Raw genomic sequence first — 15739 nt, forward strand, 5'->3', positions numbered from 1 at the left:
GCGGCGGAGGCACCGCGCGACAGACAGACCATGATCATCATCGGCGCCGGGCTCGGCGGCCTCTCCACCGGCTGCTACGCGCAGATGAACGGCTACCGCTCCCAGGTGCTGGAGATGCACGAGATCCCGGGAGGGTGCTGCACCGCCTGGGAACGCGGCGACTTCACCCTGGACGCCTGTGTCAGCTGGATGCTCGGCAGCGGCCCCGGCAACGAGATGCACCAGATCTGGCTGGAGCTCGGCGCGCTCCAGGGCAAGGAGGTGCGCCACTTCGACGTCTTCAACATCGTGCGGGGGCAGGACGGCAGAGCGGTCTACTTCTACTCCGACCCGGACCGGCTGCAGGACCACCTCACCGAACTCTCGCCCGCCGACGCGAAGCAGATCCGGGAGTTCTGCCGCCAGCTGCGCTCCTTCCGCAAGGCGCTGGCCGTCTACCCGTTCCTCAAACCCGTGGGACTGATGGGGCGGGTGGAGCGATGGCGCATGCTGGCGTCGTTCGTCCCCTACTTCAACGCCGTACGCAAGTCGATCTCGGTGCTGATGTCGGAGTACTCGGCCCGGTTCAAGGACCCGCTGCTGCGGGAGGCGTTCAACTTCGTCCTGTACGAGAAGCACCCGGCGTTCCCCGTACTGCCGACCCACTTCCAGCTCGCCTCGCACGCCAACCTCTCGGCGGGCGTTCCCGAAGGCGGCTCGCTCGGCCTGGCCGAGTCGATCGAGCAGCGCTACCGCAGGCTCGGCGGCCGGGTCACGTACAACACCAAGGTCGAGGAGGTACTCATCGAGGACGACCGGGCGGTCGGTGTCCGGCTCAGCGACGGCCGGGAACTGCGCGCGGACATCATTGTGTCCGCCTGCGACGGACCCACCACGATGATGAAGCTCCTGGGAGGCCGCTACCTGAACGACGCCTACCGACGGCTCTACACCGAGACCCTCAACGAACCGGGCATGGTGTTCCCCGGCTACTTCACTCTCTTCCTGGGCCTGAAACGGCCCTTCCCCGAGGGCGAACCGTGCACGACCTATCTGCTGGACGAGGCGCAGGCGGCAGAACTGACCGGCATCCGCCACCGCAGCATCAACGTCCAGTTCCGCAGCCGCCACTACCCCGAGCTCTCGCCGGACGGGACGACCATCGTCTACGCCACCTACTTCTGCGACATCGCCCCCTGGCGAGCCCTGGACGAAGGCCCGGAACAGATCACCCGGAGCCGCGGCGGCCAGGAGCTCCACACCCTCCCCGTTCGGCACGGCCGCGGCTACTACGCGGCCAAACGGCGAGCACGCACGGCGCTCGTGAAGTTCCTGGAGGAGCGGTACCCGGGCCTGGAGGACGCCATCGCGGTACGTGACGTGTCCAGCCCCCTCACCCAGGTCAGATACACCGGCAACCACGACGGGACGGTCCTGGGATGGCAGCCGTTCGTGGAGAGCGGCGAAACCCTGGAGGAGCTCGTCAAGAAGCACGGCCCCGGGCTCCCGGGCCTGGAGAACTTCTACCTGTCCGGCGTCTGGGCGACCACGGGCGGGCTGATCCGCGCGGCCGCGGCGGGCCGGCACGTCATGCAGTTCGTCTGCCGCGACGACGGCAGGGCGTTCACCGCCTCCCTCGACGAGACCCGGCCGCCGCCGACCCATCTCGTCATTCCGGTCGGGGGGCTCCCCGCCGCCCGATCCGGATCCACCGGTGTGGAACAGGAACAGGAGCAGAAGTGAAGATCAAGGAATGGGTCGTCCGCGAACACGTCGAGGGCACTCCCGACGTCGACCGGATCTACGAGAAGGTCGTCCGCGACATCGACGTGGACCTCGCACCCGACGAGATGCTGCTCAAGACGCTCTACGTCTCGGTCGACCCCTACCTCCAGGGCATCGCCCTGGACACCCCACTGGGCCGGCACATGGGCGCCGACTCGATCATGGAAGTGCTGGATGCGGGTCCGCGGGCCGCACACCGGCCGGGTGACCTGGTGCAGGGGTTCGGCGGCTGGCGGTCCCACCTGGTCAGCTCCGGCGAGGAATCCCTGTGGCAGACGGGGACCTTCCCGATGGTGTTCCCCGCCTTCCGCCGGCTCGACCCGGGCTGGTACGACGACACGCTGCCCCTGGCGACGGCACTGAGCGCGATGGGCGGTCCGGGCATGACCGCCTGGGGCACGCTCGCGACGTTCCTCGACGCCGGACCGGGGGACACCCTGGTGATCAGCGGCGCGTCCGGCGCGGTGGGGACGCTGATCGGCCAGCTGGCCCGGCTCGCGGGCGCCCGAGTGATCGGCACCACGTCCAGCCCGCAGAAGGCGGAGTACCTCTCCCGGCTGGGGTTCGACGAGGTCGTCCTCTACCGGCAGGGCGACAGCGCCGACAGCGTGCGCGACGCGCTCGTCCGTGCCGCTCCGGACGGCGTGGACCGCTACTTCGACAACCTCGGCGGTGCCGTGACCGACGCGGTCTTCTCCATGCTCAACATCGACAGCCGGGTGGCCGTGTGCTGGCAGTGGGCGACCCAGGTCGGCCAGGACGCCGTGGGACCCCGGCTCCTGCCGTACATCATGTTCCCGCGGACCACCGTGCGCGGGATCTTCTCCCTGGAGTGGTTCACCGACGAGAACTGGCAGGCGCTCCGCACCGAGCTGGGCGACCGCGTCCGGCGGGGCGAGGTGGTCTGTGACCACACCCTCCACCACGGCTTCGACCGCATCCCCGCGGCCTACGGGAGCCTCTACCACGACCGCGGGGCCAACCTGGGGAAGGTGCTGGTCGAGTTGTGACGGGTCGAGTCGTGACCGTCCGGCCCAGCCCCTCCACGCCATTTCGGCCGCCCCTCCGCGCCATCTCGGTCCGGCCGTCCGCCGGTCCGCTTTCCTGTCGAACCAGCACAGCCAGGAGGTACTTTGTCCACCGCAGTCAGTGCCGGTCCCGAACCGCTGTCGGCGCCGCTCCACCGCATGGAGTTCGGCGTCCCGGGCCCGCCCCGGCTCACCGAGCTCACGGACGGGTCGCCGGCCTGGCTGGTCAGCCGGTATCCCGATGTCAAACAGGTGCTCAGCGACAGCCGGTTCGGCCGCGCCGAGCTGTACGCGCCGGACGGTCCGTCCGTCACCCAGGCACCGGGGCTGGTCAACGACCCGGACCTGATGTTCAACCAGGACGGCCCCGACCACCTGCGGCTGCGCCGCACCCTGCGCCGCGCGTTCACTCCGCGCGCGGTCGCCAGGTGGCAGCCCTGGATCGCGGCGATCGTGGAGCAGCTGCTCGACGGACTCGCGCAGGGGGAAGGGCAGGCGGACATCGTCGCGGAGTTCACCCTGCCGTTGCCGGTGGCCGTGATCAGCCGGCTGATGGGGCTGGACGAGTCCGCGCGTGAGCGGATGCGCCACTGGAGCGATCACGCCTTCACGGACGGCTCCCGCAGCGGTGACGAGGTGGGCCCCGCCATGGCCGAGTTCTCCGAGTTCGGCGCACAGCTCCTGGCGGCACGGCGGCGCGATCCCGGGGCCGATCTGGTGAGCGGACTGGTACGGGCCGCCGACGAGGAGGGAGACATTCCCGAGGCGCAACTGGTCAGCCTGGTCTGCGGGCTGGTGGTCGGCGGACACGACAGCACGATGACCATGCTCGGCAACTCGCTCCTCTACCTGCTCACCGAGAGGCTGGAGGCCTGGCCGCTCCTCGCGGCCTCCGAGGAGGAGGCCGGCACGGTGGCCGACCGCCTGCTCCACCTGATCCCCCTGGGCGACGACCGGGGAAGCACCCGCCGCGCCACCGAGGGCGTCGAGGTCGGGGGCGTGCTGATCCCGGCCGGGGCGGTGGTCCTGGCGGACTGCGGAATGGCCAACCGCGACCCCGCCGTCTTCCCGCCCAGCACCGCGGACGACCTGTTCGCACCCATGGAGGCACCCACCCTGTCGTTCGGCGCCGGACCGCACTACTGCCTGGGTGCCTGGCTGGCCAGGACGGAACTCCAGCTGGCCCTGCACCGTCTGGCGGCAAGGTTCCCGGGGCTCAGGCTGTCCCAACCGCCGGAATCCGTCCGCTGGCGGATGGGGACCACCTCGCGCAGCCCGGAACGCCTTGAGGTGAGCTGGCCACGGAAGTAGCCGGCCGGCTTCCATCACACCCTCATGTAAGTGAGTTGCTCAGGAGGGGCGCACGAGGTCCGTGACCGGGAACGAAACGGTGTCCCGGGCGGGACGGGAGAGATGGGCAGCGGTGTGGAAATGGCCGTCCGTCTCCTTCCCCCGAGGGTCCTCGCCGGCCGAGGTCACCGACTCGACGGCGAACTGCCGCTCCTGCGGACTGGTGAAGCGGCGCTGCACGAAGGTGTGGGGGGTGGCCTTCTCCGTGACCAGTCCGAAGGACTCCAGACACTCCGCGATGGGCCGATAGGAGCCGGTACGCAGCACCAGCGACGCCACCCAGACCGGAGCTTCGGCCGATTCCAGAAGTGGCCGGAAGGTGCGCGAGGACAGGAAGCTGGCGCCGCCGGTGACCGTGATCAGACGGATGCGCCGTGCCGCGCGCAGCAAGGCGGCCGACGGCGGCGCGACCTCCAGATTCTCCCCGAAGGCCTCGTCCAGCAGGCCCACCTCGCGTGCGTAGGCGACGGCGTTGGACGCCGCGTCGATGCCGAACACCGGGACCGCGTCCGGACGCCGCCTGGCTCGGTAGAACTCGCGGTCCCAGGAGGTCAGTTCGCCGGTGGTCATCGCGCATGCCCGGGGCGAGGTGTAGTGGTCGTAGAGGTCGTCCAGCGTCAGATCGTGGTTCAGCAGGGCCGCGTTGATGCCGTAGGAACAGCAGATGTCCAGCACCGCCCCGGCCCCCGTCGCGCACACACCGGTCGCGACCAGCCGGCGGTGGATCTGCTGGGCATGGTGCGGCGTCCGGTAGCCCAGCGGCCGGAAGGCGCCGAAAAAGGCCCGTGGATCTGGCCGGTCGTAGATCTCGTCGAAGGGCGTCATCGACTCCTGAGCCGCGCCCGGGGCGGCGGTACCGGCCGCCCCGCCTCCCGGCTCGGCGCCCTGCCCCTGGTCGTTGCCCGCTCCGTCCGATGCCCTGACCGTCACACGCGCTCCTCTGTCGGCCCGCCCCGCCCGCACCCGTCCCGGCCAGCATCGGTCCGAACCGCGGTAAACGGAACAGGCACCGGGCAGGCACGGACGGGAACGAGCCATCCGCCGGCCGACCGCCCCCGCGACCCGCCAACACGCCTGTTTCGAACGGGTGATGGGTTCACCCGGCTGCCGATCCATACTGGACCAACATCAACTACCGTCCGAAGAGGATGTGTTCGTCCCGGTGACTCCACGCGTAGCCCAGATCCGGCCACTGCCCGAGCTGCTCAGGGAGCATGCGCGCAACATCGGCTCCAAGGTCGCCTTCCAGGACTCCGTGTCCCGGGTGACCTACGAGGAGCTGGAGCTGCGGACCGGCCGACTGGCCGGCCGGCTGACCGGACTGGGACTGCTGCACGGCGAGCGGGCGGCGGTCCTCCTCGGCAACCGTGTCGAAGCCGTGGAGAGCGTTCTCGCTGTCACCAGAGCGGGCGCGGTCGGCGTGCCGATGGACTCGCGGAGCACCCGGGCCGAGCTCGCCCACATGCTGGACGACAGCGGATCCAGGGTCGTCTTCACCGACCGGCCCCATCTGGGCACGCTGCGGCCGCTCCTGCCGGAGCGCCCTCATCTGACCGTGGTACTCGTCGACGCGGGCGTTGACGACGCGGCGGCCGATACCGCGGGCACGCTCTCCTACGAGGACATGGCCGGCACCGGACCATCCGTCCCCGCTCCGGACGACCTCGGGCTCGACGAGTCGGCATGGCTGCTCTACACCTCCGGCTCGACCGGCAGCCCCAAGGGCGTGCTGTCCACACAGCGCAACCGCCTGTCCACCGTGGCCTCCGGTCTCGTCGGCGTCCTCGGGATGTCGAGCGAAGACCGGCTGCTCTGGCCGTTACCCCTCCACCACGCCATGGGCCAGATCCTCTGTGTCATCGGGGTGGCCACGACCGGTGCCTCCGCCGTGCTACTGCCGAGGTTCTCCGTGCCGGACGTGCTGGGTGAACTGCGCCGGACGGACGACCCGTTCACGCTGCTCGCCGGCGTGCCGACGACGTACGGCAAGCTCCTCGACGCCGTACGCGACGAGGGGCTGAGGGCCCCCGCGCTGCGTGGCTGTGTCAGCGGAGGCATGGCGGCCGCGCCCGCCTTCCGGCGCGACTTCGAGGAGACCTGCGGAGTCCCGTTCCTCGAGCACTACGGGAGCACGGAGGCGGGGCCCGTCACCATGCCGGTGCCGGGCGCCGCCCGGCCGGAAGGCTCGTGCGGCCGGGTGCTCCCGGGCACCCGGGCACGTATCGGCGACGGCGGCGCGAGCAGCGGCGAAGCCTTGGGGGAGGGCGAGCTGTGGGTTTCCGGGCCCGGGGTCATGACCGGGTACCACGGCCGGCCCGACGACACCGCGGAGGTCCTGCGCGACGGGTGGTACCGCACCGGTGACCTCGTCCGGATCGACGCCGACGGCGAAGTCACCGTCACGGGCCGGGTCAGCGAGCTGATCATCCGCGCCGCCGAGAACATCCACCCCTCCGAGGTGGAGGCGGTTTTGCTGGCCCTGCCGGGGATCAAGGACGCCGCCGTGGCCGGCCGGCCCGACGACGTACTCGGTGAGGTGCCGGTCGGCTACCTCGTGCCGCAGACGCCCGGCGCGCTCGACAGACGAGCGGTCCTGGCCGCCTGCCGCGAGCACCTGTCACCGTTCAAGGTCCCCGCCGCCCTCTACGAGGTGGCCGGGATCCCGCGGACCGCGTCCGGGAAGACCAAGCGGTACGCGCTCACCGACCTGCCGGCCAGGCCCCTGGAGGCGGCGGCCGGCGCCACCTCGCCCGCGGGGACGGGAGCGGTGGATCTGCCGGCCCTGGTGCGGGCCGAGGTCGCCGCCGTACTGGGCTGCGCCGTCGAGGAGGTGGAGCCGGGGACCGCCTTCCGCGACCTCGGCCTCGACTCGTTGACGTCCACCGTGCTGGCCGGTCGTCTCTCCGCGGCGACCGGCCTCTCCCTCTCGGAGGCCGTCGCCTTCGAGTTCCCCACCGCGCGGGACATGGCCGCCCACCTCGGGGCGCGGCTCACCGGCGAACCGGCCGGCGGACCGGCCACCCGCACCCACGGGGCCGGTACGGACGACGACCCCGTGGTCATCGTCGGGATGGCCTGCCGTTTCCCGGGCGGAGTGGAGTCCCCGCAGGACCTGTGGCGGCTCGTCGACGACGGAGTCGACGCCATCACCCCGTTCCCCACCGACCGGGGATGGGACATCGAGGGGCTGTTCGACCCGGACCCCGGGCAGGCCGGCCGGACGTACGTGCGCGAGGGCGGCTTCCTGTCCGGAGTGCACCGTTTCGACCCGGCTTTCTTCGGCATCTCGCCCCGCGAGGCACTGGCGATGGACCCGCAGCACCGGCTGCTCCTCGAAGTCGCCTGGGAAGCCTTCGAACACGCCGGAATCGACCCCGGCTCGGTGCGCGGGACGCCCACGGGCGTGTACGCCGGGCTGATGTACAGCGACTACGCCAGCCGGTTCGCCCGCACACCGGAGCAGGTGGAGGGCCACCTGGGCATCGGGAACGCGGGCAGCGTCGCCTCCGGTCGCATCGCCTACACCCTGGGCCTGGAAGGGCCGGCGATCACCGTGGACACGGCGTGCTCGTCGTCGTTGGTGGCCCTGCACCTGGCGGCCCAGGCGCTGCGCAGGGGCGAGTGTTCGCTCGCACTGGCCGGTGGCGTCACGGTCATGTCCGGTCCCAACTCCTTCGTGGAGTTCAGCAGACAGCGCGCGCTGGCCGCCGACGGCCGCTGCAAGGCGTTCGCCGCGTCCGCGGACGGCACCGGGTGGGCCGAGGGCGCCGGAATGCTGCTGGTGACCCGGCTGTCCGAGGCGCGGCGGTCCGGGTACCGGGTACTGGCCGTGGTACGCGGCTCCGCGGTGAACCAGGACGGCGCGAGCAACGGCCTGACCGCACCGCACGGACCGGCCCAGCAACGGGTGATCCGCCAGGCCCTGGCCGACGCGCGGCTGAAGCCCGCCGAGATCGACGCCGTCGAGGCGCACGGCACCGGCACCCGGCTCGGCGACGTCATCGAGGCCGAGGCCTTCCTGGCGGCCTACGGGCAGTCGGGAGCGAGGGAGAACCCGCTGTGGCTGGGCTCGGTCAAGTCGAACATCGGGCACACCCAGGCCGCGGCGGGCATGGCCGCTGTGATGAAGATGGTCCAGGCGATGGAGCACGGGGTGCTGCCCCGCACGCTGCACGCCGAAGAGCCGACACCGAGGGTGGACTGGTCCTCGGGCGCGGTCTCACTGCTCACCCGTCCGGTGCCGTGGCCGCAGACGGGCCGGCCCCGGCGTGCGGGCGTGTCGTCCTTCGGGATCAGTGGCACCAACGCCCACGTGGTACTTGAACAGGCGCCGGAGGCCGACCGGCCCGCCCCGGACAGCGGCCTCCCGGCCGAACGGGAGAGCTCGGAGCGGGCCGTGCCGTTCCCGCTGTCGTCGAGGAGCGCCGACGGGCTCCGGGCACAGGCCCGACGGCTGCACGCCGAAGTGGCCGCGCGCCCCGGCACGAGCCTGCTGGACTTCGGATTCTCCCTGGCCACCACCCGCGCCGCCTTCGAGCACCGCGCGGTGGCGGTCGCCGCAGACCGGGACGGCCTGCTCGCCGCCCTCGACGCGGTCGCCGAAGGGCGGCAGCGCCCCGGGGTGAGCACCGGCGGCCCCCGACCGGCGGGCCCCGTCGCCTTCCTGTTCACCGGTCAGGGCAGCCAGCGCGCCGGAATGGGCCGGGAACTGTACGAGACCCAACCCGCCTACGCCCGCTCCTTCGACGAGACCTGCGCCCTGCTGGATCCGCTGCTTCCCAAGCCGCTGCGGGAGGTGGTGTTCGCTGACGCGGGTGCGGAAGGACCGGAAGGAGACGGCCTCCTGCACACCACGCGGTACGCGCAGCCCGCGCTCTTCGCCCTGGAAGTGGCGCTGTTCCGGCTGCTGGAGTCCTGGGGCGTACGCCCGGACCTCGTGGCGGGACACTCCGTCGGAGAGCTGGCGGCCGCACACGCCGCCGGGGTCCTCTCCCTCTCCGACGCCTGCACACTGGTGGCGGCACGCGGCCGTCTGATGGACGAACTGCCCGCGGGCGGGGCGATGGCCGCGGTGCGGGCCGAGGAGAAGGAGATCGCCGAGTTCCTCGCCGGCCGGCGGCGGAACGTGGACATCGCGGCGCTGAACGGCCGCTCGGTGGTCCTCTCCGGCGACGAACCCGCGGTGCTCGAAGCCATGGCGCACTGGCGCGAACAGGGCCGCGAGACCACGCGGCTGCGAGTGAGCCACGCGTTCCACTCCGCGCGCATGGAACCCATGCTGGACGCGTTCGCCGAGGTGGCGCGGGGGATCACCTACTCGCCGCCGCTGCTTCCCCTGGTGACGGCATTGGTGGACCGGACCGCCACGGACGCGGAAATGTGCTCACCGGGATACTGGGTGGACCAGGTACGCCGCCCGGTCCGCTTCGCCGACGCGGTGCGGATTCTGCGGGAGCGCGGCGCGACCCATTTTGTGGAACTCGGCCCGGACGGTGTGCTCTCGGGCCTCGCACGGGACTGCCTGTCCGACATGCCCACGTCTGAGCCGACAGCCGGCGGAACCGAGCACGCACCCCAGGTCGTCCCGACGCTGCGCGGACGCCGGCCGGAAGCCGAGGCGCTGCTCAACTCGGCCGCCGCGCTGCACGCCCACGGTGTGCCCATCGACTGGCACGCCGTCTTCGCCGGACGCGGTGCACGCCGTACGGAACTGCCCAGGTACGCCTTCCAGCGCGGGCGGTACTGGCTGGAGGCCGACCGGCCGGAAACCACGGCCGAGCCGGACACCGCGCCTCATCCGTTCCTGCGCTCCGCCACATCGACAGCCGACGACGACGGCCTGCTGCTGAGCGGTCTGCTGTCACTCGGCGGCCACCCCTGGCTGGCCGGCCACGTAGTGCTGGACACCGTGCTGCTGCCCGCGACGGCGTTCGTCGACATGGCGGTCCACGCCGGAGACCGGGTGGGTGCCCCCGTACTGGAGGAACTCACCCTGACGGCGGCCCTGTCGCTGCCCCGCGACGGAACGGTCGAGCTGCAGGTGAAGGTGGCACGACCGGACGCGCGCGGCAGGCGGAACGTGGTCTTCCACGCACGGCCGCACACCCCCGGGTACGACGGACCCTGGACCCGCCACGCCTCCGGAACCCTCGCGCCCCAGGAGCTGCCGGAGCCCGCCGCCGCACCCGGCCCGTGGCCGCCGGAGGGCGCCGTTCCGCTGCCGCTCGACGCGGGGGCCGGCGAGGACTTCTACGACCGGCTCGCCCACAGCGGGCTCCGCTACGGCCCGGCCTTCCAGGGACTGCGGGCCGCCTGGCGGCTGGGCGACGACATCCTGGCCGAGGTCTCGCTCCCGCCCGGGGAACACGGCGACGCAGGCCGGTTCACACTGTATCCTGCCCTGCTGGACTCCGCGCTGCACACCCTGATGCTCGCAGGAGCCGCGCCGGACGACAGCGGGGTGTCCCTGCCGTTCGCCTGGAGCGGTGTGCGCCTTCACGCGTCCGGTGCCCGCCGGCTGCGGGTGCGGGTCTCCCCGACGGCTGAGAACGGGGCACGGCTGGAGCTGGCCGACGACTCCGGAACCCCGGTGGCGACGGTGGCGTCGCTGGTCCTGCGACCGCTGCCCCGCGAGCAGCTGAACGCGGTCCGGGCGCACGACGACTGCCTGTTCCGCCTGGACTGGACGCCCCTGCCCGCCTCCGCCACCGCATCGACTTCGCCGCCCACCTGGGGTCTCCTGGGCGAGCCCGGCCCGCGACTGCGCGAGACACTCCTGCGCTCGGACGTCCGGCCGACGCCGTACGAGGATGTCGCCTCCGCGGGCGCCGACGCACCGGCCGTCGTCATCGCCTGCCCGCCGCTCACCGGGAAGGACGGGGCGGACCGCGCGGCGGCCGCGCACCGCACCGCCGGATGGGCACTGCGGCTCGTGCAGGACTGGCTTGCCGAGGAACGCCTGGCCGACTCCCGCCTGGTCATCGTCACTTCGGGTGCCGTCATCACCGGTGCGGAGGCGGACGACCGCGCCGCGACGGGCGACGACGCTCTCGTCTGCGCGCCGGTATGGGGCCTGTTCCGCTCGGCGCAGACGGAGAACCCCGGCCGTTTCGCACTGGTCGACACCGACGACAGCCCCGCATCCGCGGGAGCCCTGGCGCAGGCCCTGACGAGCCCGGAACCGCAGACGGCCGTACGGGACGGAGCCGCGTACGTACCGAAGCTCGTTCCGGCCTCCCGGACGGCGACCGACGAAGGTCCGCCGTGCCGGCTGGATCCCGAGGGGACCGTCCTGATCACCGGAGGAGCCGGCTCCCTCGGCGTCTCCTTCGCCCGCCACCTCGTGGCCGAGCACGGCATACGCCATCTGCTGCTCGTCGGCAGGCGCGGAGCCGACGCGCCCGGCGCCGCCGAACTCAGCGCGGAACTGGCCGAGCTGGGTGCCGAGGTGACGGTGGCCGCGTGTGACGTCGCCGACCGCACCGCGCTCGCCGCGCTCCTCGCGGACGTCCCGGACAAGCACCCGCTGACCGGTGTGGTGCACACCGCGGGCGTGCTGGACGACGGCGTGATCCCGGCGCTCACACCGGAGCGCCTGGACCGCGTGCTGAGGCCGAAGGTGGACGCGGCGCTCGCGCTGCACGAGTTGACCCGGGGCAGCGACCTGGCGGTCTTCGCCCTGTTCTCCTCGGTGGCGGGGGTGTTCGGATCGGGCGGCCAGGGCAACTACGCGGCGGCGAACTCGTTCCTGGACGCGCTGGCACAGCACCGCAGGAGCACCGGCCTGCCCGGCACCTCCCTCGTCTGGGGACCCTGGCGGCAGAGCGGCGGAATGACCGCCGAACTGCGCGGCGCGGACCTGCGCCGGATGGCCCGTTCCGGTCTCGTCCCACTGCGGACGGAGGAAGGCCTCGCGCTCTTCGACACCGCCGTCGCCAGCCGGGACGCGGTCCTGGTCGCGGCCCGGCTGGACCCGGAGACCGGCGCGGCCCCCGGGGCGCCGCTCTCCCGCATGCCCGGCCACGGGCCCGTCCGCCGGGCTCTCGCGGAGCCGGAGGGCGGCGATTCCCTGCCGCGACGGCTGGCGGGCACACCGGCGGGCGAACACGGCGCTCTGCTCCTGTCGGAAGTACGCAAGGAGGCGGCGGCCGCGCTCGGCTACACCGAGGGGGAGTCCGCGGTCGAGGCGGACCGGCCACTGGCAGAACTGGGCCTCGACTCACTGGCCGCGGTCGAACTGCGCAACCGGCTCGCGAAGATGACGGAGCTCGCCCTGCCCGTCACGCTCCTGTTCGACCACCCCACCCCGCGTGCGGTCGCCGCCCACCTGGCGGAGCAGTTCTCCAGGAACGCCCCGCAGCCACCCGCCACCTCGACCGTGACGCAGAGCGGAGCGACGGACGGGGCTCCGGCGGGGAGCCCGGCACCGGGTGGCGCCGCTGCCGACTCCCTGTCCGCCCTCTTCCGCACGGCCTGCGCCCGGGGCAGGGCCTGGGACGGCATGGCACTCCTGACGATCGCCTCGCGCTTCCGCGAGGTCTTCGACAGCGCGGAAGCCCTCGGCACCCCGCCCGCGCCCGTCGCCGTCGCCACCGGATCCGCCCTTCCCCGGCTGATCTGCTTCCCGGCTCTCAGCGCGCTGTCGGGCCCCCACGAGTACGCCCGCTTCGGGCTGACCCTCCAGGGCCTGCGGCACGCCTCCGTGCTGCCGAACCCGGGATTCCTGCCGCACGAGGCGATGCCCGCCACACTGGACGCCTTCGTCTCCGCGCAGGCCGCCGCCGTCCTCGCGTGTGCGGACGGCGAGCCGTTCGTGCTGCTGGGGCGTTCGGCCGGGGGATGGGTGGCACACGCCGTCGCCGAGCACCTGGAACGCACGGGGGCGGGCCCGTCCGGCGTGGTCCTGATCGACACCTTCCCCGGCGACAGCGGGAGCAGAGCCGAGGACGGGCCCGCGCTCTCCGCGATGACCGTCGGCATGCTCGACAAGGCCGTCCAGTTCGCCCCGGCCGAGTGCGACCGGCTCACGGCGATGGCCGGCTATCTGGACCGGTTCTCCGGCTGGGAACCGGCGGAGCTGTCGGCACCCACGCTCTTCGTCCGGGCCGGGGACCCGCTGCCGGGCATCGAGGCAGCGGCCACCTGGACCCTGCCGCACACGGAAGTCACCGTGCCCGGGGACCACTTCACCGTACTGGAGGAACACGCCCGCACAACCGCTCTCGCTGTCCACGACTGGCTCAGCGAGCCCGCGACACTCCCACTCAGCGCCCCTCGCCGTACGCCTTGAGCGCGCTGACATGCGCGCGCGGAGCGCCGTGTGTCGCGTCGGCCACCAGGCGCAGCGCGCGGGTGGCGACCGGGGCGGCGAGCCGGTGCACGCGGTGGCGGCGCCGGTTCGCCGCCTCCGAGACCAGCGTGCGCCAGGTTCCGTCCGGTGACAGAGCCTGTAGGCGATAGGCGCGTACGAGTTCTGGCATCACCTCGAACGGGGTGCGGTGCCGGTGCAGGTTGTTGAGGTACTCGTCGACGTCGTCGTCGAAGACCACGCGTACTTCGGTGAGCGTCTGCTCCAGGTCCCAGTCCAGCCGCAGCCAGGTGCCGTCCGTGCCCGCCCCGATCAGCGCGTCCGAGGACCACATGTTCGGTCCGCCGTAAGGGCGTTGGAAGCCGCCGACCGCGTGGGAAGGGTGGAAGGCACGGGTGTCGGGGGAGAGCCGGAAGCAGAACGTGTGGCGGCGCAGGCCCCGTGCCTGCCACTCCAGCACCGCCTGCCCCTCCTCCTCCGGGATGTCGTGGTCGACCGCCGCGTCCCCCTCGGCCCTGCGGCGCAGCGCGAGCACCCCGTCGGTGCGGTGCGGGACGAGGACAAGAGCGGCCCCGGGGTGGGCGCGCACGATGACGACGACGTTGTGCGCGGCCGGAGGGCGGTGGCCGAAGTGGGCGGTGACCCAGTGCGGCCCCCCGGACGGCACCGCCACCGTGGTCGTCGTGAGGTGCCCCAGGGGCACGGCGTTCTCGGGGCGTCCGGTGTCCCACAGCTCGACGGTGAGCTCCGCCGGAGCGGTGTCGGTGTCCCCGTGGACGAGCAGGTCGACCGCCTCGACCGCGGGATCCGCGGGCAGGAGCAGCGCGAGGTCCCGGTCGAGCGGGTACCGCTCACCGGGCTCCGCGGCGGTCGGCCCGGCCGCCAGCCTGGACAGGTGGGAGGAGGCCGTGGCCACCGCGCCGAGCGCCAGGTTGCCGGGGTCGTCGTCGGCGACCCCGATGACGGAGGCGTCCTGCCGAAGCAGCGTACGCCGCACGGACTCCGGTTCCTTCAGGGCCAGTTCGCGTGGGGTAAGCCCCGTGCCGACACACAGCGCCGCGGCCGTTCCCGCGGCCTCGCCGAGCGTGGCGCAGGTCGCCATCACCCGGGTCGCGCCGAACGCGATGTGGGTCGCGGAGATGTTCCGCCCGGCGAACAGCAGGTTCGACACGTTCACCGAGTACAGGCAGCGCAGCGGGATGTGGAAGACGCCGTCCGCGTACCGCTGGCGGGCACCCGGCTCGTCCGCGTACATGCCCTGCACCGGATGCAGGTCGACCGACCAGCCGCCGAACGCGACCCGGTCCTCGAAAGGGCGCTGCTCCAGGATGTCCTGCTGGGTCAGGACGTGGTCGCCGACGAAGCGCCGGTACTCGCGCTTGCCGGGGAGGCTGCCGACCCACTCCAGGGTCAGGTTTCCGGCGTCGGGGAACTCGCCGGAGTTCTTGATGTGGTCCCAGATCCCGAGCACGACCCCCTGGAGTTCGTCGCGGATGCGCTCGTTGTCGTGGACCGTGTCCAGCTCCCCGCCCCACTCGATCCACCAGTAGTCGCAGCCGTTGTCGCCGGTGCGCAGCACCCGGTTGCGCAGGATCGGAGTGGAGGCGAGGTCGCGGGCGTAGAAAGGTGCCACGAACTTGACCGGGCGGCCCGTGTCCTTGGTGTGGAACAGGATCGTGGAGCCGAGCAGCGCGTCGTCGGCCTCCTCCGGCGCCCACGGCTCCCCGTGCTCGGCGCGCGCCTCGCGGCCGATGCGGTAGCGGGCTCCGGCCAGGTGACCCAGCAGTCCGTCGCCCGTGCAGTCGAGGAACTGCTCCGCGCGGAAGGTGATGCGGCGTTCGGAGCCCATCATCCAGCCCGTGCAGCCGCGCACGCTGCGCGCGTCGGCCGGGCCTTCCGCCTCGACCTCGCGGACGTCGGTGTTCAGGTACAGGTCGAGCAGGGGCTCGGCGAGGACCGCGTCCAGGACGACCTGGTCCCAGTAGTACGGGTTGCCCTCGGGGTTGCGGTACTGGTTCTCGGTGTACAGCTCGCCCATGATGCCGCTCTCGCGCGCCCACCGGTGCACCCCGTGGGCGGTCGCCCCGCACACCCAGACCCGCACCTCGCTGCTGGAGTTTCCGCCCAGGACCGGACGGTTGTGAATCAGGGCGACGCGGCGCCCGAGCCGGGCCGCGGCGACGGCCGCGCAGACGCCCGCCAGCCCGCCACCGACGACGACGATGTCGTGCCGGGTCTCTTCTTCGCGCACGGTAGGGGACTCCTCTGTGGAACGCGACGGGATACGAGG

The 15739-nt window shown here is 72.5% G+C and carries 6 protein-coding genes; 4 read left to right on the forward strand and 2 right to left on the reverse strand.

The features are described 5' to 3' along the window. Positions 1 to 30: 30 nt before the first annotated feature. From OG892_RS38480 to OG892_RS38490, 3 genes are all read left to right on the forward strand, one after another. A complete protein-coding gene (locus OG892_RS38480; RefSeq protein WP_371631758.1) occupies positions 31 to 1722 on the forward strand; it encodes a phytoene desaturase family protein in 1692 nt (563 codons plus the stop codon). Continuing rightward, a complete protein-coding gene (locus tag OG892_RS38485; protein WP_073733841.1) occupies positions 1719 to 2774 on the forward strand; it encodes an NADP-dependent oxidoreductase in 1056 nt (351 codons plus the stop codon). The genes OG892_RS38480 and OG892_RS38485 overlap by 4 nt, the downstream gene beginning before the upstream one ends. Before the next feature lie 177 nt (positions 2775 to 2951). Further along, entirely contained in the window at positions 2952 to 4103 is a 1152-nt protein-coding gene (locus tag OG892_RS38490) for a cytochrome P450 (protein WP_371631759.1), read from the forward strand. A gap of 39 nt (positions 4104 to 4142) precedes the next feature. Here OG892_RS38490 and OG892_RS38495 read toward each other — a convergent pair whose 3' ends face one another. Then, positions 4143 to 5072, reverse strand: a complete 930-nt coding sequence (locus OG892_RS38495; RefSeq protein ID WP_242436573.1) for a hypothetical protein — start codon at positions 5070 to 5072, stop codon at positions 4143 to 4145. Between the two features lie 232 nt (positions 5073 to 5304). Here OG892_RS38495 and OG892_RS38500 point away from each other — a divergent pair, with 232 nt between their 5' ends. Next, positions 5305 to 13431 carry a type I polyketide synthase gene (locus OG892_RS38500; RefSeq protein ID WP_371631500.1) on the forward strand — a complete coding sequence of 2709 codons (8127 nt, stop codon included), beginning with the start codon at positions 5305 to 5307 and terminating at the stop codon, positions 13429 to 13431. On the opposite strand, the gene OG892_RS38505 is transcribed toward OG892_RS38500, so the two are convergent. Beyond that, on the reverse strand, positions 13406 to 15700 hold the full coding sequence (locus tag OG892_RS38505; RefSeq protein ID WP_371631501.1) for an FAD-dependent oxidoreductase: 2295 nt from the start codon (positions 15698 to 15700) through the stop codon (positions 13406 to 13408). The genes OG892_RS38500 and OG892_RS38505 overlap by 26 nt on opposite strands. Positions 15701 to 15739: the final 39 nt, after the last annotated feature.

This window comes from Streptomyces sp. NBC_00341, from assembly GCF_041435055.1.
Lineage (GTDB): Bacteria > Actinomycetota > Actinomycetes > Streptomycetales > Streptomycetaceae > Streptomyces.